The sequence below is a fragment of the Pseudomonas sp. GW821-FHT01E10 genome, assembly GCF_059422365.1.
In genome coordinates, this window is record NZ_JBWKWT010000003.1 from 538,213 (window position 1) to 560,270 (window position 22,058).

Genomic DNA, 22,058 nt, shown 5'->3' on the forward strand with positions numbered 1-22,058 from the left:
TCAGGCTCGACTATAACGCGCAGGTCGGTCGACTGTGAACGCAGACGGGTTATTCAGTCTCTGAATGGGGCGTCACTTCGTGACTCATCCCGCATCCGGTTTGGGTCGTTCGTACTGGGCATTGAACGCCTGGATGAAACCGTTGCGTAAAATCTGCAAAAACGCCTCGAACGCGCTGATATTCCGCTGATGCACGTTGCCCTTGAGTTCGACGCGAGTGGCGAATTGGTTTTTCGCCTGGTTCTTCAATACATTCTGGGTGCCGCCGACGAGCGCTTCCCAAATGGAGCGGAAAATCCCTTTGTCCTTGTTTTCCACGTCCTGTTGCCAGTTGAACACTTCGACGTCCCGCAACAGTGGCTTGATGTAGCCGGTGAGTTGTCCCTTGTTGGCCTCGGCCTCGATGACCAGGTCGCCATGGCCGGCATTGAAGTCGAACTTGCCGTAGGCCGACGCGAAGTCGTTCAGGCGTTTGAGTTCAAGGTCCCTGGCGCGCAGGCGGAACTCGAAGTCTTCGAAATTGCTCAGCGGATCGAAGGTTGCCGTTGTTTCCAGCGGTGCATTCCCCGGTAACAGCGCCTTGCCATCGAAACGGGCATCGCGTTTGCCTTTGGTGTCGACTACGTTGGTCAGGTTGTAAATGTTGGCATTGACCTGAGTAGCGCTCAGGTTCACGGGTGGTTTTGAATTGAAGTTGTGAAAGGTGACCCGGCCATCGTTGATCCGCACTTCGTTCAGGGTAATCGGCAGCAATTTTTCCAATTGTGCCCGCCAGTCGGTGCCCTGACCGGTCTGGGAGTTTTTCTTGTTGGCGCCGCCATCGACGAAGTTCACCTCGGGTTTGTCGAACTGTGCCTTGGCCACCACGGCGTGGTCGTACCAAAGTGAGTGCCAGCTGACGGAGAGGTCGATCAATGGCGCGTTGACGAACGGCACCGGGACCTTGCCCTCGACCTTGACGATTTTCAGCCCGTTGATTTTGTAGGCGCCACGCCACAAGGCCAGGTCCACGTCGGTAACCTGCCCGCGATAGTCGCCCATGTTGGCCAATCGCTCGTTCAGGTAGTCACGCACGATGTAGGGCAGGGCGATATGCACGGCAACCAGCAACATGAGGAGGCCGGCGAGGGTCAACAGGGGCCAACTGTATCGACGCTTCATGGCGGCAAATCTCTGGCGGTGTAAAGCGGTTGACTGCTATGTCAGCCGGACGTTCGACTGACTGGACGACCACGAGCAACAGGCATACCTTGGAGGGCTAATTCAACGCGGTATAAGGACCCAGCCATGAGCCGTATCTATGCTGACAACGCCCACTCCATCGGCAATACGCCGCTGGTGCAGATCAACCGTATCGCCCCGCGCGGTGTCACCATTCTGGCCAAGATCGAAGGGCGCAACCCTGGATATTCGGTCAAGTGCCGAATCGGCGCGAACATGATCTGGGATGCTGAAAGCAGCGGTAAACTCAAGCCCGGCATGACCATCATCGAACCGACCTCGGGCAATACCGGTATCGGCCTGGCATTCGTTGCCGCCGCCCGTGGTTATCGGTTGATGTTGACCATGCCCGCGTCCATGAGCATCGAACGACGCAAGGTGCTCAAGGCCCTTGGCGCCGAACTGGTGTTGACGGAGCCGGCCAAGGGCATGAAAGGCGCGATCGAGAAAGCTGCCGAAATCCTCGCCAGTGATCCGTCCACCTACTTCATGCCGGGGCAGTTCGAAAACCCGGCCAACCCGGCCATCCACGAAAAAACCACCGGCCCGGAAATCTGGAACGACACCGACGGTGCGGTCGACGTGCTGGTAGCGGGCGTCGGAACGGGTGGAACCATTACCGGGGTTTCGCGGTATATCAAGAATACCCAGGGCAAACCGATTCTCTCGGTGGCGGTGGAGCCAATGGTGTCCCCGGTGATCACCCAGGCGATCGCCGGGGAAGAGATCAAACCGAGCCCCCACAAGATCCAGGGCATCGGCGCTGGTTTTGTGCCGAAGAACCTGGACCTGTCGATGGTCGACCGAGTGGAATTGGTCAGCGACGACGAATCCAAGGCGATGGCCCTGCGCCTGATGCAAGAAGAAGGGATTTTGAGTGGCATCTCTTGCGGCGCCGCCATGGCGGTGGCTGTACGCCTGGCCGAAACCCCGGAAATGCAGGGCAAAACCATCGTGGTGATCCTGCCCGACTCTGGCGAACGCTACCTGTCGAGCATGCTGTTCAGTGACTTGTTTACCGAACAGGAAAATCAGCAATAAGATTTTATGGCTGTTTTGAAGCCGATCAGGGGGTTGATTCAGGTCAGCCCCCGTTCAGGAACCCTATGTTAAGAAGTGCTTTATTGCACAATCCTTAACACTGAATGTTGAGTAATACGGGTTTTTCCCGAGGCCGGTAGTGTTTATCATGGCCGACTGCCACGTCGGGTAAAAGGCGTTGTGCGGAGTTTCCTATTCTCAAGGAGTCGTAGATGAGCTTTTCCTTTGTCGCGAAGGCGTCGGTGTTGCTGCTGTTCCTCGGCAGCACGCTCTATGTGCATTTGCGTGGCAAGGCGCGTTTGCCGGTCCTGCGTCAGTTCGTCAATCACTCGGCCCTGTTCGCGCCCTATAACGCCTTGATGTACCTGTTCTCCGGTGTGCCGTCCAAACCCTATCTGGACCGCAGCAAGTTCCCGGAGCTCGACGTGCTCAGGGACAACTGGGAAGTTATCCGCGACGAAGCCATGCACCTGTTCGACGAGGGCTACATTCGCGCCGCCGAAAAGAACAACGACGCCGGTTTCGGTTCGTTCTTCAAGAAGGGCTGGAAGCGTTTCTACCTCAAGTGGTACGACAAACCGCTGCCATCGGCTGAATTGCTCTGCCCGAAAACCGTCGAGCTGGTCAGCCGCATCCCCAATGTGAAAGGCGCGATGTTTGCGCTGTTGCCGGGCGGTAGCCACCTCAACCCGCACCGCGACCCGTTCGCCGGTTCCCTGCGTTATCACCTGGGGTTGTCGACGCCGAACTCCGATGATTGCCGCATCTTCGTCGACGGTCAGGTCTACGCCTGGCGTGATGGCGAAGACGTGATGTTCGATGAAACCTACGTGCACTGGGTCAAGAACGAAACCGAGCAAACCCGCGTCATCCTGTTCTGCGACATCGAACGTCCCTTGAGCAACCGCCTGATGACCCGCATCAACCGCTGGATCAGCGGCTGGCTGGGGCGTGCTACTGCGCCGCAGAACCTTGACGATGAGCGCGTTGGTGGGATTAACCAGGCTTATGCCTGGAGCAAGACTTTCAGCGACAAATTCAGCGGTATGGTCAAGCAGTGGAAGCGCCGCAACCCCAAGGCCTATCGCGTGCTGCGACCGGTGCTGGCGGTGGTGGTGTTGACGTTGTTGGGGTATTGGTTGTTCGGTTGAGGCCGACCATGGAATAAAAAAACCGCTCCTTGGGAGCGGTTTTTTTATGCGCGCTTGCTCATGAGCTCCGGGCCTTGTAAGTGATCCGACTTGCCTGCGAAGGCGTTTTATCGGGCAACCACCTCAACCGGCTTCACCACTGCCGGCTTCAACACCAGCCACAACGCCGCCGCAATCAACACTCCGCCATAGAGGTGCGCCATCGACAGCGGCTCATCCAGCAACAGCGCGCCCCACAACACCCCGAACGGTGGAATCATGAAGGTCACGGTCATCGACTTCACCGGGCCGATCGAGCTGAGCAAACGGAAGTAAACGATGTAGGCAAACGCGGTGCAGCCCAAGCCCAATCCCAGCAACGACAACCAGACACTCCAGCCGCCCCAGCTCGCCGGTGGCTGGCTGATCATGCTGTAGCCGAACAGCGGCAGCAAAAACAAGGTGGCGCCGAGCATGCTGCCCAGGGCCGACAGGCGACTGTCGAGGCCGCCGGCCTGGTCGAGCCAGCGGCGGGCGAGGAAGCCGGCAAAGCCATAACAGGTGGTAGCCATCAGGCACGCCAGTGCGCCCATCAGCAGTTGCATATCGAACGCCACCGGACCTGCACGGGTGAGGATGCCGACGCCAAACAGTCCGAGAAACACCCCGCAGACCTTCGCTCCGGTGAGTTTTTCACTGAAGAACAACCCGCCGATCAACACGCCCATCAAGGGCGTGGTGGCGTTGAAAATCGCCGAATAGCCCGCCGGCAGCACTTGCGCGGCCACGGAATAGAGCGTCGCCGGAACCCCTGAGTTGATCACTCCGAGCAGCATCACCGTCTTGAGTTTGCCTTTGAAATCCCAGCTGATACGCAGCAGCCCGACGATCACCAGCAGCCCGACAGCGGCAATCGATACACGGAAAAAGGCAGTGGGGATTGTGCCAATCACTGGGGCGATAATGCGCATGAACAGAAAGCTCGCCCCCCAAATGGCGGCAAGTGACAACAAACGCAGGATATCGACGGGGTTCACAGCACTTTCCTTCCTTGATTGGCGCGCAAGTGTCGCGCCAGTCGGGGTACAAGGCAATGGTTGCGTTGCGTCACACGGGGCCACTAAGCTCAAGCTCCAACGATAAGAACAGCCGCAGAGGTTTCACCATGCCGCAGCAATGGCCAGCCGCCGACATCGCCCGAATGATCCTCGATGGCTTTGACGATTACCGCGAGCATTTCCGTCAGATCACCGACGGTGCCCGAGGCCGCTTCGAGCAAGCCCAGTGGCAGGCGACACAAGTCGCGTCGGCGGCGCGGATCAACCTCTACGAAGAGAAAGTCGGCGAAACGGTCGGGCGCCTGCATCAGTCGTTCGCCGCCGATGTGCTGATGGACGTCAGCAGCTGGCCGTTGGTCAAAAGCGCCTATATCAGCCTGATCGACCTGCGCTTCGACGATGAGCTGTCCGAGACCTGGTACAACTCGATTTTCTGCGGGCTGTTCAGCCACGACCTGATCAGCGACGGCTGCATGTTCATCCACACCACGCGGCCAAGCCTGCGCCGCGCCCGGGCGGCGCAAACCCGCACCTACAAGCCCCATGGCCAGTTGTCCGGCATGCTCGCGAGTATTTTTACCGACTATCGCTTCAGCGAGGATTACGCCGATTTGCCCGGCGACCTGCGCCGCCTCGAAGCGCAATTGCGCGAGAACCTGCCGGACTGGGTCTGCAAGGACCCGGAACTGAGTGTCGAGCTGTTTTCCTCGGTGCTTTACCGCAACAAAGGTGCCTATCTGGTGGGGCGCATCTTCACCCAGGACGATCAATGGCCACTGGTGATTCCGCTGCTGCACCGCGAAGGGCGGGGCATCCAGATCGATGCACTGATCACCGACGAGGCGGAGGTGTCGATCATCTTCTCCTTCACCCGTTCGTACTTCATGGTCGATGTGCCGGTACCGGCGGAGTTCATCGGCTTTCTCAAACGCATCCTGCCAGGCAAACACATCGCCGAGCTGTACACCTCGATCGGCTTCTACAAGCATGGCAAGTCCGAGTTCTACCGGGCGCTGATCAATCACCTGGCCAACACCGACGACCAGTTCATCATGGCCCCCGGCGTGCGCGGGATGGTCATGAGCGTGTTTACGCTGCCGGGCTTCAACACCGTATTCAAAATCATCAAGGACCGCTTCTCACCGTCGAAAAACGTCGACCGTGCCACGGTGATCGAAAAGTATCGCCTGGTAAAAAGCGTCGACCGGGTCGGGCGCATGGCCGACACCCAGGAGTTCGCCGACTTCCGTTTCCCCCTGAGCAAGTTTGAGCCGGCATGCCTGGAAGAACTGCTTGAAGTGGCGCCGTCCACGGTGTCGGTGGAAGGCGATACGGTGCTGATCCGTCACTGCTGGACCGAACGCCGGATGACGCCGTTGAACCTTTATCTGGAACACGCCAACGAAGCGCAGGTGCGCGAGGCGCTGGAAGATTATGGCCTGGCGATCAAGCAACTGGCGGCGGCGAACATTTTCCCCGGCGACATGCTGTTGAAAAACTTTGGCGTCACCCGTCACGGTCGCGTGGTGTTCTATGACTACGACGAAATTTGCTTCCTGACCGAAGCCAACTTCCGCCACATCCCGCAACCGCGCACGCCGGAAGACGAAATGGCCTCCGAACCGTGGTACTCGATCGGGCCACTGGACGTGTTCCCCGAGGAGTTTCCACCGTTCCTGTTTGCCGATTCCGGGCAGCGAAAGTTGTTCGATCAGTTGCACGGCGAGCTGTACAACGCCGATTACTGGAAGGGGCTGCAGGAAGCAATTCGGGCGGGGAAGGTGATTGATGTGTTTCCGTATCGGCGCAAGGGGCTGGATAACGAATAACTCGTCTGAGCGAACACACTGTGGCGAGGGAGCTTGCTCCCGCTGGGTTGCGAAGCGACCCCAAAACCATTCATCGCGCAGATTCAGACAGCCGCGATGACAGGTTTACGACTGCTTCGCAGCCGAACGGGAGCAAGCTCCCTCGCCACAAAAGCGCGTCACTCAGCAGCCCAAATCTGCGACAATCCGCCTCCTGCGCCACTAGACGACTTTTGCGTACCTGATGACTGACGAATCGCCTTCCATCGACAAACTGCTGAAAAACCTCGATCACGCCATGCTCGCCGACCGCCACCGGCTGCGGCGGCAGTTGCTTGAGCTGCGCAAGAAACCTGACGAGGCCAAGCTGGCCCAGTGGGTGACGCGCACACAGGCGTCCTGTGATCAGGTGTTGGCGCGGCGCGCCAGCCTGCCGGTGATTCGCTACGACGACAGCCTGCCGATCGCCGCCAAGCGCGACGAAATCAAAGCGGCGTTGCTCAAACATCAGGTGCTGATCATTGCCGGCGAAACCGGTTCGGGTAAAACCACCCAGTTGCCGAAGATCTGCCTGGAAATCGGCCGCGGCCAGCACGGCCTGATCGGCCATACCCAGCCGCGTCGAATCGCCGCCCGCAGCGTGGCGAGCCGGGTCGCTGAAGAGTTGGCGACACCGTTGGGTGCGCTGGTGGGCTATCAGGTGCGGTTCGAGGACCAGAGCGATGCCAACACCCTGATCAAACTGATGACCGACGGCATCCTGCTGGCGGAAACCCAGAACGACCGCTACCTCGAGCGCTACGACACGATCATCGTCGACGAAGCCCACGAACGCAGCCTGAACATCGACTTCCTGCTCGGTTACCTGAAAACCCTGCTGCCCCGTCGTCCAGACCTGAAAGTCATCATCACCTCGGCCACCATCGACCTGGAGCGCTTCTCCAAGCACTTCGACGATGCGCCGATTGTCGAAGTCTCCGGCCGCACCTTCCCGGTGGAAACCTGGTATCGCCCGCTGACCCTGGAGCAGGACGAGGAGGGCAACCGTGTCGAGGATGACCTGACCGTGGATCAGGCGATCCTAGCCACCCTCGACGAAATCGCCGCGTTCGAACGCAGTGAGCGCAAGAGCCCCGGCGACGTGCTGGTGTTCCTGCCCGGCGAGCGCGAGATTCGCGACGCGGCGGACATGCTGCGCAAGGCACAGCTCAAGCACACCGAGATTCTGCCGTTGTACGCACGGCTGTCGCCGGCCGAGCAGCAGCGGATTTTCCAGTCGCATCCGGGGCGTCGAGTGGTTCTGGCGACCAACGTTGCGGAAACCTCTCTGACGGTGCCGGGCATTCGTTACGTGATCGACAGCGGCACCGCGCGCATCAGTCGTTACAGCTACCGCGCCAAGGTCCAGCGTTTGCCGATCGAAGCGATTTCCCAGGCCAGTGCCAACCAGCGTAAAGGTCGCTGCGGGCGGGTCGAGCCGGGTATTTGCGTGCGCTTGTACAGCGAAGAAGATTTCATCGGTCGGCCGGAATTCACCGACCCGGAAATCCTGCGGACCAACCTCGCGGCGGTGATTCTGCAGATGCTCCATCTGCGCCTCGGCGAGATCACTGATTTCCCGTTTATCGAACCGCCGGACGGCAAGGCCATCAGCGACGGTTTCAACCTGCTGCAAGAACTCTCGGCGGTGGACCGCAACAGCCAGCTGACCCCGCTCGGCCGGCAACTGGCGCGGCTGCCGGTGGACCCGCGCATGGGCCGAATGCTGCTGGAAGCGGCCAAACTCGGCAGCTTGCAGGAAGTGCTGATTGTCGCCAGCGCCATGTCGATCCAGGACCCGCGCGAGCGTCCGCCGGAGCGTCAGCAAGCCGCCGATCAGGCCCACGCCCAGTGGAAAGACGTGGACTCGGACTTCGCCGGGCTGGTCAATCTGTGGCGGGGTTTTGAAGAACAGCGCCAGGCACTGACGGCCAGTCCGCTGCGTAACTGGTGCCGCAAGAACTTCCTCAATTACCTGCGCCTGCGCGAGTGGCGCGATTCCCATCGCCAGTTGAGCCTGATCTGCCGCGACATGCAGCTGAGCCTCAACAAAGAGCCGGCGGATTACCCTAAGCTGCACAAAGCCGTGCTGTCGGGGTTGCTCAGCCAGATCGGCCAGAAAACCGAAGATGGCGATTACCTCGGTGCCCGTCAGCGACGCTTCTGGATTCACCCGTCGTCGGGACTGGGCAAGAAACGCCCGCAATGGCTGATGACCGCCGAACTGGTGGAAACCACCAAGCTGTACGCGCGGATGGTCGCCAAGATCGACGCCGACTGGATCGAGCCGCTGGCCGGGCACCTGATCAAGAAAAACCACTTCGAACCTCATTGGGAGAAGAGGCGTGGGCAGGTCGTGGCCTTCGAGCAAATCACCCTGTTCGGGCTGATCGTAGTCGGACGCCGGCCGGTGCATTACGGGCCGGTCGACCCGGTGGTGTCCCGCGAATTGTTTATTCGCGAAGCCTTGGTGCGTGGCGAGATTCAATCCAAAGCCAAGTGCCTGACGGCCAACAAGCAACTGCTGGAACAGCTCGACGAACTGGAAGCCAAGGCGCGTCGCCGAGACATTCTGGCCGACGAAGAAACCCTGTTCGCCTTCTACGATGCGCGCTTGCCGGCGGAGATCCACCAGACCGCGACCTTCGACAGTTGGTACCGGATCAACAGCCAGAAAGACCCGCAGCTGCTGATCATGCGCGAAGAGGACGTGCTGGCCCGCGAAGCCAGTGAAGTCACCGCCGCGCATTACCCGGACACCCTGCACATCGGCGATCTGGAGCTGGCGCTCAGTTATCATTTCGAACCCAATCACCCACGTGACGGCGTGACCTTGCGCGTACCGGCGCCGTTGTTGCCGATGCTGCCGCCGGAACGCCTGGAATGGCTGGTGCCAGGCGTGATCGAGGCCAAGTGCATTGCGCTGGTGCGCAACCTGCCCAAGGCCCTGCGCAAGAATTTCGTGCCGGTGCCGGATTTCGTCAAAGCCGCGATGCAGCGCATGACTTTCGGCGAGGGCTCATTGCCTCTGGCGCTGGGCCGCGAGTTATTGCGCATGACCGGCGCGAGGGTCAGCGATGAGGCCTGGGCCGAAGCGTCGCAGCAGGTCGAAAGCCATTTGCGGATGAACCTGGAAATCGTCGACGGCCAGGGCAAGTTCCTTGGCGAAGGGCGTGATCTGGCGGAGTTGACCGCACGCTTTGCCGAGGCCAGCCAGGCCGCCTTGGCCGTGCCGCAAACCGCGAAAAGCCAGCAACCGGTGGAGGCGAAAGTCTTTGCCGCCGTCGCCGAGAAAACCCAGCAGAAGATCGCCGGACTGTCGATGACGGTGTATCCGGCGCTGGTGGAAGAGGCCGGGACGGTCAAGGAAGGACGTTTCTCGACCCCGGCCGAAGCCGAGTTCCAGCATCGCCGGGCCTTGCAGCGCTTGCTGATGCAACAACTGGCGGAGCCGGCGAAGTTCTTGCGCGGCAAGTTGCCGGGGCTGACCGAGTTGGGCCTGATGTACCGCGAGCTGGGGCGCATCGACAGCCTGGTGGAAGACATTCTGCTGGCCAGTCTGGACAGTTGCATCCTCGACGGCGAAGACCCGTTGCCACGCGATGGTGCCGCACTGGCGTCCCTGGCCGAACGTAAACGCGGTGCCTGGACCGAGCACGCCGAGCGTCTGGCCAGGCTGACCCTGGAGATTCTCAAGCACTGGCACGGCCTGCAAAAACGCTTCAAGGGCAAGATCGACCTGGCGCAAGCCGTGGCCTTGAACGACATCAAGCAGCAGCTCAGCCATCTGGTGTACCCGGGGTTCGTGCGGGAAACGCCGATGCCGTGGCTCAAGGAACTGCCGCGTTACCTGAAAGCAGTCGAGCAGCGTTTCGAGAAACTCGGTGCTCAGGTGCAGAAGGACCGGGTCTGGAGCGGAGAATTGTCTGGCCTTTGGACCCAATACCAGACCCGCGCCAACAAACACGCCCAGGAAGGCAAGCGCGATCCGCAGCTGGAGCTTTATCGCTGGTGGCTGGAGGAATACCGGGTTTCGCTGTTCGCACAGCAATTGGGAACCAAGGTGCCGATCTCCGACAAGCGCTTGAGCAAGCAATGGACACAAGTCGAGCCCTGAACCCTGTGGGAGCGGGTATGAGTTCGACTCAGCAAAAGGCGCCAAAAGCCAGCGTTTATGGCAAACTTCGCGCCTATAAACGCCGGCCCCGCGGTTTTCAGCCTCCACGGGCCCAGGCGGATCGGAATAAAGCGATGCCAGGTTTGCGTCCGGAACCTGGAATAGACCCTTTGTGTGTTGGTACGTCGGTGCCAGCGCTTTCTGCCTGAACGGATTAGAGAAACGACCATGCATAACGTCGTCATCAGCGGCACCGGCTTGTACACCCCGGCCAACAGCATCTCCAACGAAGAGCTGGTGCAGTCTTTCAACGCTTACGTCGCGCAGTTCAACGCCGACAACGCCGAGGCCATTGAGCGCGGCGAAATCCAGGCATTGACCGAATCCAGCGCAGCGTTTATCGAAAAAGCCTCCGGCATCAAAAGCCGCTTTGTCATGGACAAAGAGGGCATCCTCGACCCGCAACGCATGGCGCCACGCTTGCCCGAGCGCTCCAACGACGAGTGGTCGGTGCTGTGCCAGATGGCCATTGGCGCGGCCGAGCAAGCCTTGCAGCGTGCCGGCAAGACCGCCGCTGACATCGACGGTGTAATCGTCGCCTGCTCCAACCTGCAACGCGCCTACCCGGCCATCGCCATCGAAGTTCAGGAAGCGCTGGGTATCCAGGGTTTCGGTTACGACATGAACGTGGCGTGCTCCTCGGCAACCTTCGGTATCCAGGCCGCCGCCAACAGTGTGCAACTGGGCCAGGCCCGGGCGATCCTGATGGTTAACCCGGAAGTCTGCACCGGTCACCTGAATTTCCGTGACCGCGACAGCCACTTCATCTTCGGCGACGCCGCCACTGCGGTGATCATCGAGCGCGCCGATCTGGCGACCTCCAAGTACCAGTTCGACGTGGTCAGCACCAAACTGCTGACCAAGTTCTCCAACAACATCCGCAACAACTTCGGCTTCCTCAACCGCGCCGCGGAAGAGGGCATCGGTGCCCCCGACAAGCTGTTCGTCCAGGAAGGCCGCAAGGTGTTCCGCGATGTCTGCCCGATGGTTGCCGAGCTGATCGCCACGCACCTGGAAGAAAACCAGCTCAACGTCAGTGACGTGAAGCGTTTCTGGCTGCACCAGGCCAACCTCAGCATGAACCACCTGATCGTCAAGAAGCTGCTGGGCCGCGAAGCCACTGAAGCAGAAGCCCCGGTGATTCTCGACACCTACGCCAACACCAGCTCCGCCGGTTCGGTGATTTCGTTCCACAAGAATCAGGACGATCTGGTCAGCGGTTCGCTGGCTGTGCTCAGTTCGTTCGGCGCCGGTTATTCGATTGGCAGCGTGATATTGCGCAAACGTTGATCGAAGGGGTTGTTGTTCTTTCCTCTGGCTTGTGATGACTTTTCCTACATTCGAAATAGTCGGAAGGCTGTAATTTTCGGAAATTCCAGCAGGACGATGCCTACAGGCGAAGTCCTGCTGTTTTCATTTTCGAGGTCAGAACAAGGGGGTTGTTAATGGCGGCTGACGACGCGCAACTGCTTGAGCGCTTGCTGGCAGGTGAACAAAAGGCTTTCAAAGAGTTGGTCAGCACTTATCAGAGCGCCATGCGTGCGGTGGCCTACGCTATTGTGGGCAACCGGCATGCCGACGAAATCGTTCAGGATGCCTGGCTATCGGTTGTGCGTAACCTGAGCGGATTCGAGGGACGTTCGAGCCTCAAGACCTGGCTGCTGACTATCACCGCCAACTCGGCCAAGAGCCGCTACAAGCAAAACCGCCGGGAAGTGTTGCTCGATGACCTGCCGTCGCCCCATGGCACGATCGATGATGATCGTTTTTCATCGAGCGATGGTCATTGGCTGGTGGCGCCGTTTGCCTGGCATCAGGACACGCCAGAGGCGCTGTTGACTGAAAGCGAACTGCGCGAATGCCTGGAGCACACGCTGCTCAGCCTGTCGGAACTGCAAAGCAGTGTTTTACTGTTGCGCGAGCGACAGGGGCTGGAGTTGGAGGAGATCTGTAATCTTCTGGAAATCTCGCTCTCCAATGTTCGTGTGCTGCTGCATCGGGCACGGTTGAAGGTCTTTGCGACCGTAGAACATTTTGAGGAAACCGGCGAATGCTGACCTGTAAGGAACAAGTGGCGCGCTCCAGTGATTATCTCGATGGCCAGTTGAGTTTTCGCGAGCGTCTGATGATGCGGCATCACTTGATGTTTTGCCCCAATTGTCGGCGATTCATTCGGCAGATGCGGTTGATGCAGGCGACCTTGCGGGTGATGCCGCAGAAGCCGGTCGAGGATGTGGAGGCGCTGGCCGAGCGGCTGGCGGCGCAGCGGCGTAAAGATCGTTCCTGAAGGAAAGCACAGGCCGGCGCGGGTGAAACGAACGGATGATGGGGATCGTTGCCCCGCGCCAGACTGTTGAACCTCTTCAAACGACACGACCGTATGTAAACCGCATCGTTTGAAGTGTGTGGCTTCGCAGCTTAGAACTTCGCTTCCGCGTCCAGTTGCAGCGTGTTGGTGTTGGCATCACGCTGGGTACGGCTGGAGAAGTCGGCTTTAGTCAGGAAGTAAGTGGCACCGAGGGCGAAGTTCTTGTCGATGTCGTAACCGACTTTGAACTTGTGACCGCGAGAACCGGTGGTGCCGTTGGCGAAGTCCGAGTCGGTGAAGGCGCCGACCACGGCGTTACGCTGCACGTCGCGGTAGTTGTAGTCGAGGTTGAAACCGAAGACTTTCGATTTGGCACCGACTAGCCAGGCAGTGTCCTGATCGGTCACGGCATCGTTGTTCTTCACGTATTGGCCGTAGAACGACAGCGGCATCGGCAGGCCGCCGATATCGATCTGGCTGAAGCCTTCGTACAGGCGGAACTCGTTGTTGGCCGAGTTGCCGTTGACGGCCAGGGCGCACGGTGTGGAGGTGCCGGTGCAACGGCTGTCTTCGTCGTTCTGGTAGGCATAGACGCTGCCGCCGACGGTCAGTTTCAGGTTGTCGGTGATGGCGAAACGGCTGCCCAACTGGCCGGCGGTCAGACGCAGGTCGTGACGAAATTGCACGCCTTCGCCGTCGACGTTGTCCTTGAGGTTGTAGTTGCCCAGGCTACCGAACAGTTCGGCACTGCTGCCCAGCGGGTATTTGTAGGTCACTGCCAGACCTTCCGGGTTGATATCACTGTCCCAGATCACATCACCCATGCTGACCCACGGTTGCAGCATCTTGCCGCCGATCACATGCAGGTTTTTGATGGCGTCCGGGTGGTAGTCGATGTAGCCCAGATCCAGCCAGATCTGCTTCTTGTCGAAGTAGTTGTCCATGTCCTGGTTGGTCGAGCGAGCATCGTCACCGCCGCCGGTGGCAATGCGGATGCCGGTGTCCACTTGCGGGTTGATTTCGCTGTAGGCACCCAGACGGGCGCGGATGCGTTGACGATCCTTGTCACGGCCACCGTTGTTGGGTTCGCCGTCGATCTTGACCGTTTCCTGGCGTACGCGAACGTCGCCCTTGAACTGGGTCTTGGCGGCCCAGGCCAGCTTCTGGTCGAAGGCGCTCAACTCGTTGGCTTTCTTCGCGGCGACCGCTATTTGTTCGTTGGTCTCTTGCTGCGCCTGCTGCGCGATTTGCTGGGCCTTCTGATCCTTGGCCAGTTCGGCTTGCAGTTCAACGTACTGCGCCTGGGAAATAGAACCGTTAGCCTTGAGCATGTCGAGCAGTTTGGCGTCGACTGCGGCACTGGCTGGAACACTCATGGCCAGCAGCAGGCCACCACACAAGGCCGCCGCAGTTTTCGTGGAAGCAAGACGCATAGCAATCTCCGAAGATGAGAGGGATGGCTGAACCATCCTGGACACAACCGACAGTTGAAGGTCGGAAAACAGTGGCCGGGTAGAACCCGACGCTCTAAAAACAGGCGCCAGTATCGCGATGGTTTATGACAGGTCAGTGGCGAAGTGATGGCAGGTCGATGACGATACAAACGTTTCCGAAATGCCCGATTCAGAGCCTTGTATCGGATTGACGCGTGTGGATCGCCCTGCGATCGGCGATACTCGCGGAGCTGTCACGCCAAGATGTGGAGAGGAAAATGCCGCTGCAACGTCTGCATACACTGTCGCAAATCGCAGCCCGTACCTGGGATGCCCTGGTGCCGGAGAATCAGCCGTTTCTGCGCCACGCGTTCCTCGGTTCACTGGAAGACAGCGGCAGCCTGGGCCCGCATTCCGGCTGGCAGCCCGAGCATCTGCTGCATGTCGAAGGCGAGCGCCTGATCGCCGCGCTGCCCAGTTACCGCAAATGGCACTCCTACGGCGAATACGTGTTCGACCATGCCTGGGCCGATGCCTGTGAGCGTGCGGGCATCGACTACTACCCCAAACTGTTGACGGCGGTGCCGTTCAGTCCGGTCAGCGGGCCGCGATTGCTGGCGGCGACGATCGAGGACGGTTTCGAGCTCTTGCAGAGCCTGCCGGGTTATCTGGAGATAGAAAAACTTTCCAGTGCCCACATCAATTTCACCGATCCGTTCACCGACGCTGCATTGGCCGAACAGCCAGGCTGGTTGCAGCGCATTGGCTGTCAGTACCACTGGCAGAATCGTGATTACCGGGATTTTCAGGACTTTCTCGACGCCCTCAGTTCGCGTAAGCGCAAGCAAATGCGCAAGGAGCGTGAGCAAGTGGCGGGGCAGGGCATCGACTTCGAATGGCTGGAAGGCCGGCAGCTGACCCAGGCGCAGTGGGACTTTGTGTACGCCTGCTACGCCAATACCTACGCGGTGCGTCGGCAGACGCCTTACCTGACGCGGGAATTTTTCAGTCTGCTGGCCGAGCGCATGCCGGAGTCGATTCGCGTGGTGCTGGCCAAACAAGGTTCACGGCCGGTGGCCATGGCCTTCAGCCTGGTCGGCGGCGACAGCTTTTATGGCCGTTACTGGGGTTGCCTGGCGGAGTTCGATCGCCTGCACTTCGAGACCTGTTTCTATCAGGGTATGGATTACGCCATTGCCAACGGCTTTCAGCGTTTCGACGCCGGCGCCCAGGGCGAACACAAACTGATTCGCGGCTTTGAACCGGTGATCACCCATTCCTGGCATTACCTGCGCCATCCGGGCTTGAAGTCGGCGGTGAAAGACTTCCTCGAACGCGAACGCGTCGGGGTGCTGGGGTATGCAGAAGAGGCGAAGACCGCCTTGCCTTACCGACAAGGTTGATCTTCGCCGTTGATTGCAGGCTCAGTCGCGCAGATTAACTGTCTTCTTTGCCCAGCCAGCGGTACATCACACCACCGATGACCGCCCCCAGAATCGGCGCCAGCCAGAATAGCCATAGCTGTTGAATCGCCCAGCCCCCGACAATAAGCGCCGGTCCGGTACTGCGGGCCGGGTTGACCGAGGTGTTGGTGACCGGAATCGAGATCAGATGGATCAGGGTCAGCGCCAGGCCGATGGCGATGGGCGCCAGCCCGGCCGGGGCGCGTTTATCGGTGGCGCCGAGAATGATCAGGATGAACATGGCGGTCATCACCAGTTCACTGACAAACCCCGCCGCCATCGAGTAGCCGCCTGGCGAGTGTTCGCCATAGCCATTGGACGCCAGGCCGCTGGCCAGTTCGAAGCCGGGTTTGCCACTGGCGATGAAGTACAGCAAGGCCGCTGCGATGATCCCGCCAATCACCTGGGCGATGATGTAGGCGGGCAGTTCTTTGGCAGGGAAGCGTCCGCCGACGACCAGTCCGACTGAAACCGCAGGGTTGAGATGACAACCCGAGATGTGGCCGATGGCGAAGGCCATCGTCAGTACCGTCAAACCGAATGCCAGGGACACCCCCAGTAAACCGATCCCCACGTTTGGAAACGCTGCCGCCAGGACCGCACTGCCGCACCCTCCCAATACCAGCCAGAACGTACCTACCAATTCTGTAGCCGAACGTTTGAACAAAGACATAGCGAGTTTCCCTATCGAGATAACACTGTCGTTGTGCATCCAGCAGATGGACTACGGAACCTCCAGTACCTTGGCTGAGTACAGCAGGATTTTTACGGAATTCCAGTGACCATAAAAAACCGCCAGAGCCCGTGGTTAGCGGGCTCTGGCGGTTTCTGGTGTTCTTCTGTGTGGCTGATGGCGCCAAGATCGCGGCTTAATCGATCCCGACAAACCCGCCGGTCTGGTGTTGCCATAACCGTGCATACAAACCGCCATGGGCCAGCAGTTCGGCGTGGCTGCCGGTTTCGGCGATCTTGCCGTTTTCCAGCACCACCAACCGGTCCATCCGGGCAATGGTCGAGAGACGGTGAGCGATGGCGATCACGGTTTTGCCCTGCATCAGGGTTTCGAGGCTTTCCTGGATTGCTGCTTCGACTTCCGAGTCCAGTGCCGAGGTCGCTTCGTCCATGATCAGGATCGGCGCGTCCTTGAGCAGCACCCGGGCGATGGCAATCCGCTGACGCTGGCCACCGGAGAGTTTCACCCCGCGCTCACCGACATGGGCATCGAAACCGGTGCGGCCTTCGGAGTCCGACAGCAGCGGGATGAACTCGTCGGCACGGGCCTTGTGCACCGCTTCCCAGAGTTCGGCGTCGGTGGCGTCGGGTTTGCCATACAGCAGATTGTCGCGGATCGAGCGGTGCAGCAGTGAGGTGTCCTGGGTGATCATGCCGATGCGTTCGCGCAGGCTTTCTTGCCCGACTTCGGCGATGTTCTGGCCGTCGATGAGGATCCGCCCGCCCTGCACGTCATACAGGCGCAGCAGCAGGTTGACCAACGTCGATTTGCCGGCGCCGGAGGGGCCGATCAGGCCGATTTTTTCGCCGGGCTTAATGGTCAGGTTGAGGCCGCCGATGATCCCGCTCTTCTTGCCGTAGTGGAAATCGACGTGTTCGAAACGCACCTCGCCACGGGCCACTGCCAAGGGTTTTGCCTGTTCGCGGTCGGTGACGCTGACCGGTTGGGCGATGGTCTGCAAACCGTCCTGGACCATGCCGATGTTTTCAAAAATGCCGTTGACCACCCACATGATCCAGCCGGACATGTTGACGATGCGGATCACCAGCCCGGTGGCCAAGGCAATCGCGCCCACGCTGATCAGCGACTGCGTCCACAGCCACAGGGCCAGCCCGGTGGTGCCGACGATCAAGAGGCCGTTCATGCTGGTGATGACCACGTCCATGCTGGTGACCACACGGCCGGCCAGTTGGGCTTTTTCGGTCTGTTCCGCAATGGCTTCGCGGGCGTACTGCTGTTCGAAGTTGGTGTGGGCGAACAGCTTGAGGGTAGTGATGTTGGTGTAGCCGTCGACGATCCGCCCCATGAGTTTGGAGCGCGCATCGGAGGACACCACCGAACGCTCTTTCACCCGCGGCACGAAGTAGTAGAGCGCGCCGATGTAGGCGGCGATCCAGATCAGCAGCGGGATCATCAGTCGCCAGTCGGCTTCGGCGAACAGCACCAGCGAGCTGATCGCATAGATCAGCACGTGCCACAGCGCATCCACCGCTTGCACGGCAGAATCGCGCAGGGAGTTGCCGGTTTGCATGATGCGTTGGGCGATGCGCCCGGCGAAGTCGTTCTGGAAGAAATTCAGGCTCTGTTTGAGCACGTAACTGTGGTTCTGCCAGCGGATCAGGCTGGTCATGCCGGGACTCAAGGTCTGGTGCACCAGCATGTCATGCAGGGCGAGGAACAAGGGGCGCAGAATCAGCGCCACCGCCGCCATCCAGGCCAATTCCACGCCGTGGACCTTGAAGAAGTCGACGTTGGATGTGCTCTGGGTCAGGTCGATGATGCGACTCAGGTAACTGAACAGCGCCACTTCGATCAGCGCGCCGAACAGGCCGACGACCAACAAAACGGCGAAGATTGGCCAGACCTGCTTGAGGTAGTAGGTATAGAAGGAGAGAACCCGACTCGGTGGAGCCGCCGTCGGGGCGTCGCGGAAAATGTCGATCAGTTTTTCGAAACGGCGATAAAGCATCGGTTCTCCGCCCGTGTACGGGCTCTCCTTTAAACGATATGAGCGGCGCCGGATATCGACCGGCCACCGCTCAAGACTGCCGGTGTACTCAGTCGATGCGCTTGGCCGACTTGATCAGCACCGGGTCGACAGGCACGTTCTGCATGCCTTGTTTGGTGGTGGTCTGAGAGTTGACGATGATGTCCACCACGTCCATGCCCTTGACCACTTTGGCGAAGACGGCGTAACCGGCGTCGCGACCCGGATCGAGGAAGGCGTTATCGGCCACGTTGATGAAGAACTGGCTGGTGGCCGAATCCGGGTTTGAAGTACGCGCCATCGACAGCGTGCCACGCACGTTATGCAGGCCGTTGCTGGCTTCGTTTTTGATCGGTGCCTTGGTTTCCTTCTGTTGCATCTGTGCAGTGAAACCACCGCCCTGAGCCATGAAACCTGGAATCACACGGTGAAAAATCGTGTTGTTGTAGAAGCCACTGTCGACGTACTCAAGGAAGTTCTTGGTACTGATCGGCGCCTTGACCGGGTCCAGTTCGATTTCGATCTGGCCGTTGGTGGTCTCCAGCAGCACGTGGGGTGCCTTGGCCGGCGTAGCGGCCATCAGGTTGGCGGCAAACAGAACGGAGCCGGCGACGAGGGCGATTTTTTTCAGCATGGGTCAGTGATCCTGAGTGGTGGTGTCGACTGCGGTGAGAAACTCGAGCAGCGTTTGGTTGAAGCGTTCGGGTTGATCCAGCGGGGTGGCGTGGCGCGAATCGGCGATCACCACCAGCCGCGCATCGGGCAGCAGTTTTACATAGGTTTCTTTCAGCGCGACCGGGGTGTAGTCACGGTCGGCGCTGACGACGAGGGTTGGACCCGAAACCCTGGAAAGTCGTTCCTGAACCCCCCAGCCAACGATGGCATCGAAGCTGGCGAGATAAGCATGTTTGTCGTTTTTTGCCCAGCGCGCCGCTATTTTTTGTCGTAACGAAGCTTGTTCCGGCTTGGGAAACAGTTTGGCGCCCAGAGCCTTGCCGATGGTGCCCATGCTCAGTACGCGCATCAGGCTCCAGCGTTTGAACCACTGCCAATAATCGTTGCGGCTGCGCCGTTTGACCTCGGGCGCGCTGTTGACGATGCACAGGCTCTTGAGCAGTTGCGGCTGGTCCACCGCCAGTTGAAAAGCGATCATGCCACCCATCGAAAGCCCCACAAGATGTGCAGGGCCAAGGTTCAAGTGTTCGATCAGCGCGATCAGGTCGGCGCTGAACCCGGCGATGCTGTAGCGCTCGCGGGGTTTGTCGGAGCGCCCGTGGCCGCGCACATCCGGCACGATCACCCGATGGTGGGCGGCGAGCGCCGGGATCTGCATTTCCCAGTCCAGGGTGCTGGAGCCCAACCCGTGAACCAGCAGCAACGGGGTGCCGTGACCATATTCCTCATAGTGCAGGTTGCAACCTTCATGTTCGAAATAGGCCATGGGTACACTCCGTGTCAGGCTTGTTCGGGTGCGGCGAAGGGCGCATCCAGCGGCGCGGTGTCAAAGGTGCGCAGCAGTTCGATGAGAATCTGCGTGGCCGGGCCCAAGGGTTTGTCCTTGTTCGAATACAGATAGAAACTCGGGTTGCGGCTTCCGCCCTGATCCAACGGTAGCACTTTGAGCGTGCCTTCCTTGAGTTCGCGCTCGATCATGTGCCGGGGTAGCCAGGCGAAGCCCAGACCGCTGCTGACGAAGGTCGCGGCAGTGGCCAGGCTGCCAACGGTCCAGCGCTGTTCGGCACCGAGCCAGCCGACATCTCGCGGTTGCTGACGGCCGGAGTCGCGGATCACCACTTGCATCTGGCTTTCCAGGTCCTGGAAGCTCAGCTCGCGATTCAGACGATGCAGGGCATGTTCGGGGTGGGCGACCGCGATGAATTCGACATCGCTCAGCTCCGCGCCCAGGTAGCCGGGAATACTGAAACTGGTAATGGCCAGATCGGCCACGCCTTCGAGCAATACTTCTTCCACCCCCGATAACACTTCTTCACGCAGCCGCACCCGGCAACCGCGACTTTGCGGCATGAACGCGGTCAAGGCGCGGACGAGGCGGGCGCTCGGGTACGCGGCGTCGACCACCAGCCGTACTTCCGCTTCCCAGCCTTGTTCCATGTGGTGGGCCAGGTCTTCAAGTTGGCTGGCCTGTTTCACCAGTTGCCGGGAGCGGCGCAGCAGCACGCCGCCGGCCTCGGTGAGCACCGCTTTGCGGCCATCGATGCGCAACAGCGGTACGCCGAGTTGGTCCTGCATGCGCGCTACGGTGTAGCTGACCGACGATTGCGAACGGTGCAGCACTTCGGCGGCCTGGGCGAAACCGCCGTGATCGACCACGGCCTGCAACGTTCGCCATTGATCAAGGGTCACGCGGGGCGCTTTCATGTTGAGCTCCTCTTGTCCTAAGCTGGCAGCTCTTATTGGAGACTGCCGAATGAAAAAAATCTGTTGTGTGATGGCGGGGTGTGCGGTGTTGGCGATGTTGCCTCTGACTGCGTTTGCCTATCCGATCGATGTCAATAAACAGCTCAACGGTTTGAAGGTCGACTACAACGCCTATGACACGGACGCCGACATCGGCTCCATTCAGGTCAACAACTACGGCGACACCGACGTCACTTGCAAAGTGGTTTTCAATAACGGTCCGGAAGCGCCACGCACCCGCAAGATCGACGTACCCGCCGGCAAACACAAAAACGCCACGGCCAAGTTCACCCGCACCATCATCAAGCTGCGTATCGACCTGACTTGCACCCCGAAATGACCTCAAGCGGAGCATGTCGGCTGGGCATGCTTCGCTTATAAACGAATTTATCGATGCTTTATAGCAGTTATTTGCGCTTTTTCATCGATATGACTCTGTTTAACCTTCACTCCATCGACCTACAGCATTCTCAGATGGAGGCTACATCCCATGTCCCGCGTTCTGATCATCGAAAGCAGCGCCCGTCAGCAAGACTCGGTTTCCCGCCAGCTGACCCAGACCTTCATCAGCCAATGGAAAGCCGCACACCCGGCCGACCAGATCACCGTCCGTGACCTGGCCGTCAACCCGGTGCCGCACCTGGACATCAACCTGCTGGGCGGCTGGATGAAACCTGTCGAACAACGCAACGAGATCGAACAGGCCTCGCTGGAACGCTCCAACCAATTGACCGACGAACTGCTGGCCGCCGACGTGCTGGTGATGGCAGCGCCCATGTACAACTTCGCGATTCCGAGCACCCTGAAAGCCTGGCTCGACCATGTGCTGCGTGCCGGCGTGACCTTCAAATACACCGAAACCGGCCCGCAAGGTTTGCTCAGCGGCAAGCGTGCCTACGTGCTGACCGCTCGCGGCGGGATCTACGCCGGCAGCACCGCGGATCACCAGGAACCCTACCTGCGTCAGGTCATGGGCTTCATCGGCATCCACGACGTCACGTTCATTCACGCCGAAGGCATGAACCTGGGCGGCGACTTCCAGGAGAAAGGCCTGAACCAGGCCAACGCCAAACTGGCCCAGGTCGCCTGAGTCGTTAATCGCCAGATAATCGCTGGATGGTCTAGTGACCTGGCGCGACCCTTCAAGCCTGCACGCGCATCGAACCTCCCTTTGCACTTATTGCTCCTGAGTGCTCTAGCCCGATTGAACGCTTTAGCGAGATCGGGCTTTTTTTTGCCTGG

The 22,058-nt window shown here is 59.7% G+C and carries 18 protein-coding genes; 10 read left to right on the plus strand and 8 right to left on the minus strand.

Features of this window, described 5'->3' with window-relative positions:
- Nucleotides 1–84: 84 nt before the first annotated feature.
- Nucleotides 85–1,161: a DUF748 domain-containing protein gene (locus AC07V0_RS09095; protein WP_064619657.1), complete on the minus strand. Its 1,077-nt coding sequence runs from the start codon at nucleotides 1,159–1,161 to the stop codon at nucleotides 85–87.
- Nucleotides 1,162–1,287: 126 nt separating this feature from the next.
- Between AC07V0_RS09095 and cysK the strand changes: the two genes are divergently transcribed.
- Together cysK and AC07V0_RS09105 are read left to right on the plus strand one after the other, a co-directional pair.
- Nucleotides 1,288–2,262: a cysteine synthase A gene (gene cysK, locus AC07V0_RS09100; RefSeq protein WP_018926743.1), complete on the plus strand. Its 975-nt coding sequence runs from the start codon at nucleotides 1,288–1,290 to the stop codon at nucleotides 2,260–2,262.
- Nucleotides 2,263–2,474: 212 nt separating this feature from the next.
- The gene (locus tag AC07V0_RS09105; RefSeq protein ID WP_018926742.1) at nucleotides 2,475–3,413 is read left to right on the plus strand and encodes an aspartyl/asparaginyl beta-hydroxylase domain-containing protein; all 939 of its coding nucleotides are present in this window, start codon (nucleotides 2,475–2,477) and stop codon (nucleotides 3,411–3,413) included.
- Between the two features lie 107 nt (nucleotides 3,414–3,520).
- Here the strand turns inward: AC07V0_RS09105 and AC07V0_RS09110 are convergent, their stop codons facing one another.
- On the minus strand, nucleotides 3,521–4,429 hold the full coding sequence (locus AC07V0_RS09110) for a DMT family transporter (protein WP_086944850.1): 909 nt from the start codon (nucleotides 4,427–4,429) through the stop codon (nucleotides 3,521–3,523).
- Nucleotides 4,430–4,557: 128 nt separating this feature from the next.
- Between AC07V0_RS09110 and aceK the strand changes: the two genes are divergently transcribed.
- The 5 genes from aceK (at nucleotide 4,558) to AC07V0_RS09135 (ending at nucleotide 12,761) form a co-directional block, all read left to right on the plus strand.
- Complete coding sequence (gene aceK, locus AC07V0_RS09115) at nucleotides 4,558–6,279, plus strand: bifunctional isocitrate dehydrogenase kinase/phosphatase (RefSeq protein ID WP_086944851.1); 1,722 nt, start codon at nucleotides 4,558–4,560, stop codon at nucleotides 6,277–6,279.
- Between the two features lie 223 nt (nucleotides 6,280–6,502).
- Nucleotides 6,503–10,414 (plus strand): ATP-dependent RNA helicase HrpA, encoded by a 3,912-nt coding sequence (gene hrpA, locus AC07V0_RS09120; protein WP_018926739.1) that lies wholly within the window; start codon nucleotides 6,503–6,505, stop codon nucleotides 10,412–10,414.
- A gap of 228 nt (nucleotides 10,415–10,642) precedes the next feature.
- The gene (locus tag AC07V0_RS09125; protein ID WP_019648021.1) at nucleotides 10,643–11,764 is read left to right on the plus strand and encodes a beta-ketoacyl-ACP synthase III; all 1,122 of its coding nucleotides are present in this window, start codon (nucleotides 10,643–10,645) and stop codon (nucleotides 11,762–11,764) included.
- Between the two features lie 155 nt (nucleotides 11,765–11,919).
- A complete protein-coding gene (locus tag AC07V0_RS09130) occupies nucleotides 11,920–12,531 on the plus strand; it encodes an RNA polymerase sigma factor (RefSeq protein WP_064619655.1) in 612 nt (203 codons plus the stop codon).
- A complete protein-coding gene (locus AC07V0_RS09135; protein WP_007934080.1) occupies nucleotides 12,525–12,761 on the plus strand; it encodes an anti-sigma factor family protein in 237 nt (78 codons plus the stop codon). The genes AC07V0_RS09130 and AC07V0_RS09135 overlap by 7 nt, the downstream gene beginning before the upstream one ends.
- A 131-nt stretch (nucleotides 12,762–12,892) precedes the next feature.
- On the opposite strand, the gene AC07V0_RS09140 is transcribed toward AC07V0_RS09135, so the two are convergent.
- On the minus strand, nucleotides 12,893–14,215 hold the full coding sequence (locus AC07V0_RS09140) for a putative porin (protein WP_018926736.1): 1,323 nt from the start codon (nucleotides 14,213–14,215) through the stop codon (nucleotides 12,893–12,895).
- A 278-nt stretch (nucleotides 14,216–14,493) separates the two neighbouring features.
- Between AC07V0_RS09140 and AC07V0_RS09145 the strand changes: the two genes are divergently transcribed.
- A complete protein-coding gene (locus AC07V0_RS09145) occupies nucleotides 14,494–15,618 on the plus strand; it encodes a GNAT family N-acetyltransferase (RefSeq protein ID WP_018926735.1) in 1,125 nt (374 codons plus the stop codon).
- Between the two features lie 34 nt (nucleotides 15,619–15,652).
- On the opposite strand, the gene aqpZ is transcribed toward AC07V0_RS09145, so the two are convergent.
- The 5 genes from aqpZ to AC07V0_RS09170 form a co-directional block, all read right to left on the minus strand.
- Nucleotides 15,653–16,351, minus strand: a complete 699-nt coding sequence (gene aqpZ, locus AC07V0_RS09150) for an aquaporin Z (protein WP_018926734.1) — start codon at nucleotides 16,349–16,351, stop codon at nucleotides 15,653–15,655.
- 196 nt (nucleotides 16,352–16,547) lie between these two features.
- The gene (locus AC07V0_RS09155) at nucleotides 16,548–18,380 is read right to left on the minus strand and encodes an ABC transporter ATP-binding protein (RefSeq protein ID WP_086944852.1); all 1,833 of its coding nucleotides are present in this window, start codon (nucleotides 18,378–18,380) and stop codon (nucleotides 16,548–16,550) included.
- An 88-nt stretch (nucleotides 18,381–18,468) separates the two neighbouring features.
- Nucleotides 18,469–19,032: a peptidylprolyl isomerase A gene (locus AC07V0_RS09160; RefSeq protein ID WP_007934039.1), complete on the minus strand. Its 564-nt coding sequence runs from the start codon at nucleotides 19,030–19,032 to the stop codon at nucleotides 18,469–18,471.
- 3 nt (nucleotides 19,033–19,035) lie between these two features.
- A complete protein-coding gene (locus AC07V0_RS09165) occupies nucleotides 19,036–19,839 on the minus strand; it encodes an alpha/beta fold hydrolase (RefSeq protein ID WP_086944853.1) in 804 nt (267 codons plus the stop codon).
- Nucleotides 19,840–19,853: 14 nt separating this feature from the next.
- Nucleotides 19,854–20,777 carry a PA3225 family LysR-type transcriptional regulator gene (locus tag AC07V0_RS09170; RefSeq protein ID WP_018926731.1) on the minus strand — a complete coding sequence of 308 codons (924 nt, stop codon included), beginning with the start codon at nucleotides 20,775–20,777 and terminating at the stop codon, nucleotides 19,854–19,856.
- Nucleotides 20,778–20,826: 49 nt separating this feature from the next.
- Here AC07V0_RS09170 and AC07V0_RS09175 point away from each other — a divergent pair, with 49 nt between their 5' ends.
- Both AC07V0_RS09175 and AC07V0_RS09180 read left to right on the plus strand, forming a co-directional pair.
- On the plus strand, nucleotides 20,827–21,156 hold the full coding sequence (locus tag AC07V0_RS09175; protein ID WP_007934049.1) for a hypothetical protein: 330 nt from the start codon (nucleotides 20,827–20,829) through the stop codon (nucleotides 21,154–21,156).
- A 150-nt stretch (nucleotides 21,157–21,306) separates the two neighbouring features.
- On the plus strand, nucleotides 21,307–21,906 hold the full coding sequence (locus tag AC07V0_RS09180; protein ID WP_019580787.1) for an FMN-dependent NADH-azoreductase: 600 nt from the start codon (nucleotides 21,307–21,309) through the stop codon (nucleotides 21,904–21,906).
- Nucleotides 21,907–22,058: the final 152 nt, after the last annotated feature.

Coding starts and splice junctions, on each gene's coding strand:
- cysK (WP_018926743.1), top strand. CDS start 1,288: ATGAGCCGTATCTATGCTGACAACGCCCACTCCATCGGCAATACGCCG.
- aqpZ (WP_018926734.1), bottom strand. CDS start 16,351: ATGTCTTTGTTCAAACGTTCGGCTACAGAATTGGTAGGTACGTTCTGG.
- aceK (WP_086944851.1), top strand. CDS start 4,558: ATGCCGCAGCAATGGCCAGCCGCCGACATCGCCCGAATGATCCTCGAT.
- AC07V0_RS09095 (WP_064619657.1), bottom strand. CDS start 1,161: ATGAAGCGTCGATACAGTTGGCCCCTGTTGACCCTCGCCGGCCTCCTC.
- AC07V0_RS09155 (WP_086944852.1), bottom strand. CDS start 18,380: ATGCTTTATCGCCGTTTCGAAAAACTGATCGACATTTTCCGCGACGCC.
- AC07V0_RS09170 (WP_018926731.1), bottom strand. CDS start 20,777: ATGAAAGCGCCCCGCGTGACCCTTGATCAATGGCGAACGTTGCAGGCC.
- AC07V0_RS09125 (WP_019648021.1), top strand. CDS start 10,643: ATGCATAACGTCGTCATCAGCGGCACCGGCTTGTACACCCCGGCCAAC.
- AC07V0_RS09180 (WP_019580787.1), top strand. CDS start 21,307: ATGTCCCGCGTTCTGATCATCGAAAGCAGCGCCCGTCAGCAAGACTCG.
- AC07V0_RS09145 (WP_018926735.1), top strand. CDS start 14,494: ATGCCGCTGCAACGTCTGCATACACTGTCGCAAATCGCAGCCCGTACC.
- AC07V0_RS09140 (WP_018926736.1), bottom strand. CDS start 14,215: ATGCGTCTTGCTTCCACGAAAACTGCGGCGGCCTTGTGTGGTGGCCTG.
- hrpA (WP_018926739.1), top strand. CDS start 6,503: ATGACTGACGAATCGCCTTCCATCGACAAACTGCTGAAAAACCTCGAT.
- AC07V0_RS09160 (WP_007934039.1), bottom strand. CDS start 19,032: ATGCTGAAAAAAATCGCCCTCGTCGCCGGCTCCGTTCTGTTTGCCGCC.
- AC07V0_RS09105 (WP_018926742.1), top strand. CDS start 2,475: ATGAGCTTTTCCTTTGTCGCGAAGGCGTCGGTGTTGCTGCTGTTCCTC.
- AC07V0_RS09130 (WP_064619655.1), top strand. CDS start 11,920: ATGGCGGCTGACGACGCGCAACTGCTTGAGCGCTTGCTGGCAGGTGAA.
- AC07V0_RS09175 (WP_007934049.1), top strand. CDS start 20,827: ATGAAAAAAATCTGTTGTGTGATGGCGGGGTGTGCGGTGTTGGCGATG.
- AC07V0_RS09165 (WP_086944853.1), bottom strand. CDS start 19,839: ATGGCCTATTTCGAACATGAAGGTTGCAACCTGCACTATGAGGAATAT.
- AC07V0_RS09135 (WP_007934080.1), top strand. CDS start 12,525: ATGCTGACCTGTAAGGAACAAGTGGCGCGCTCCAGTGATTATCTCGAT.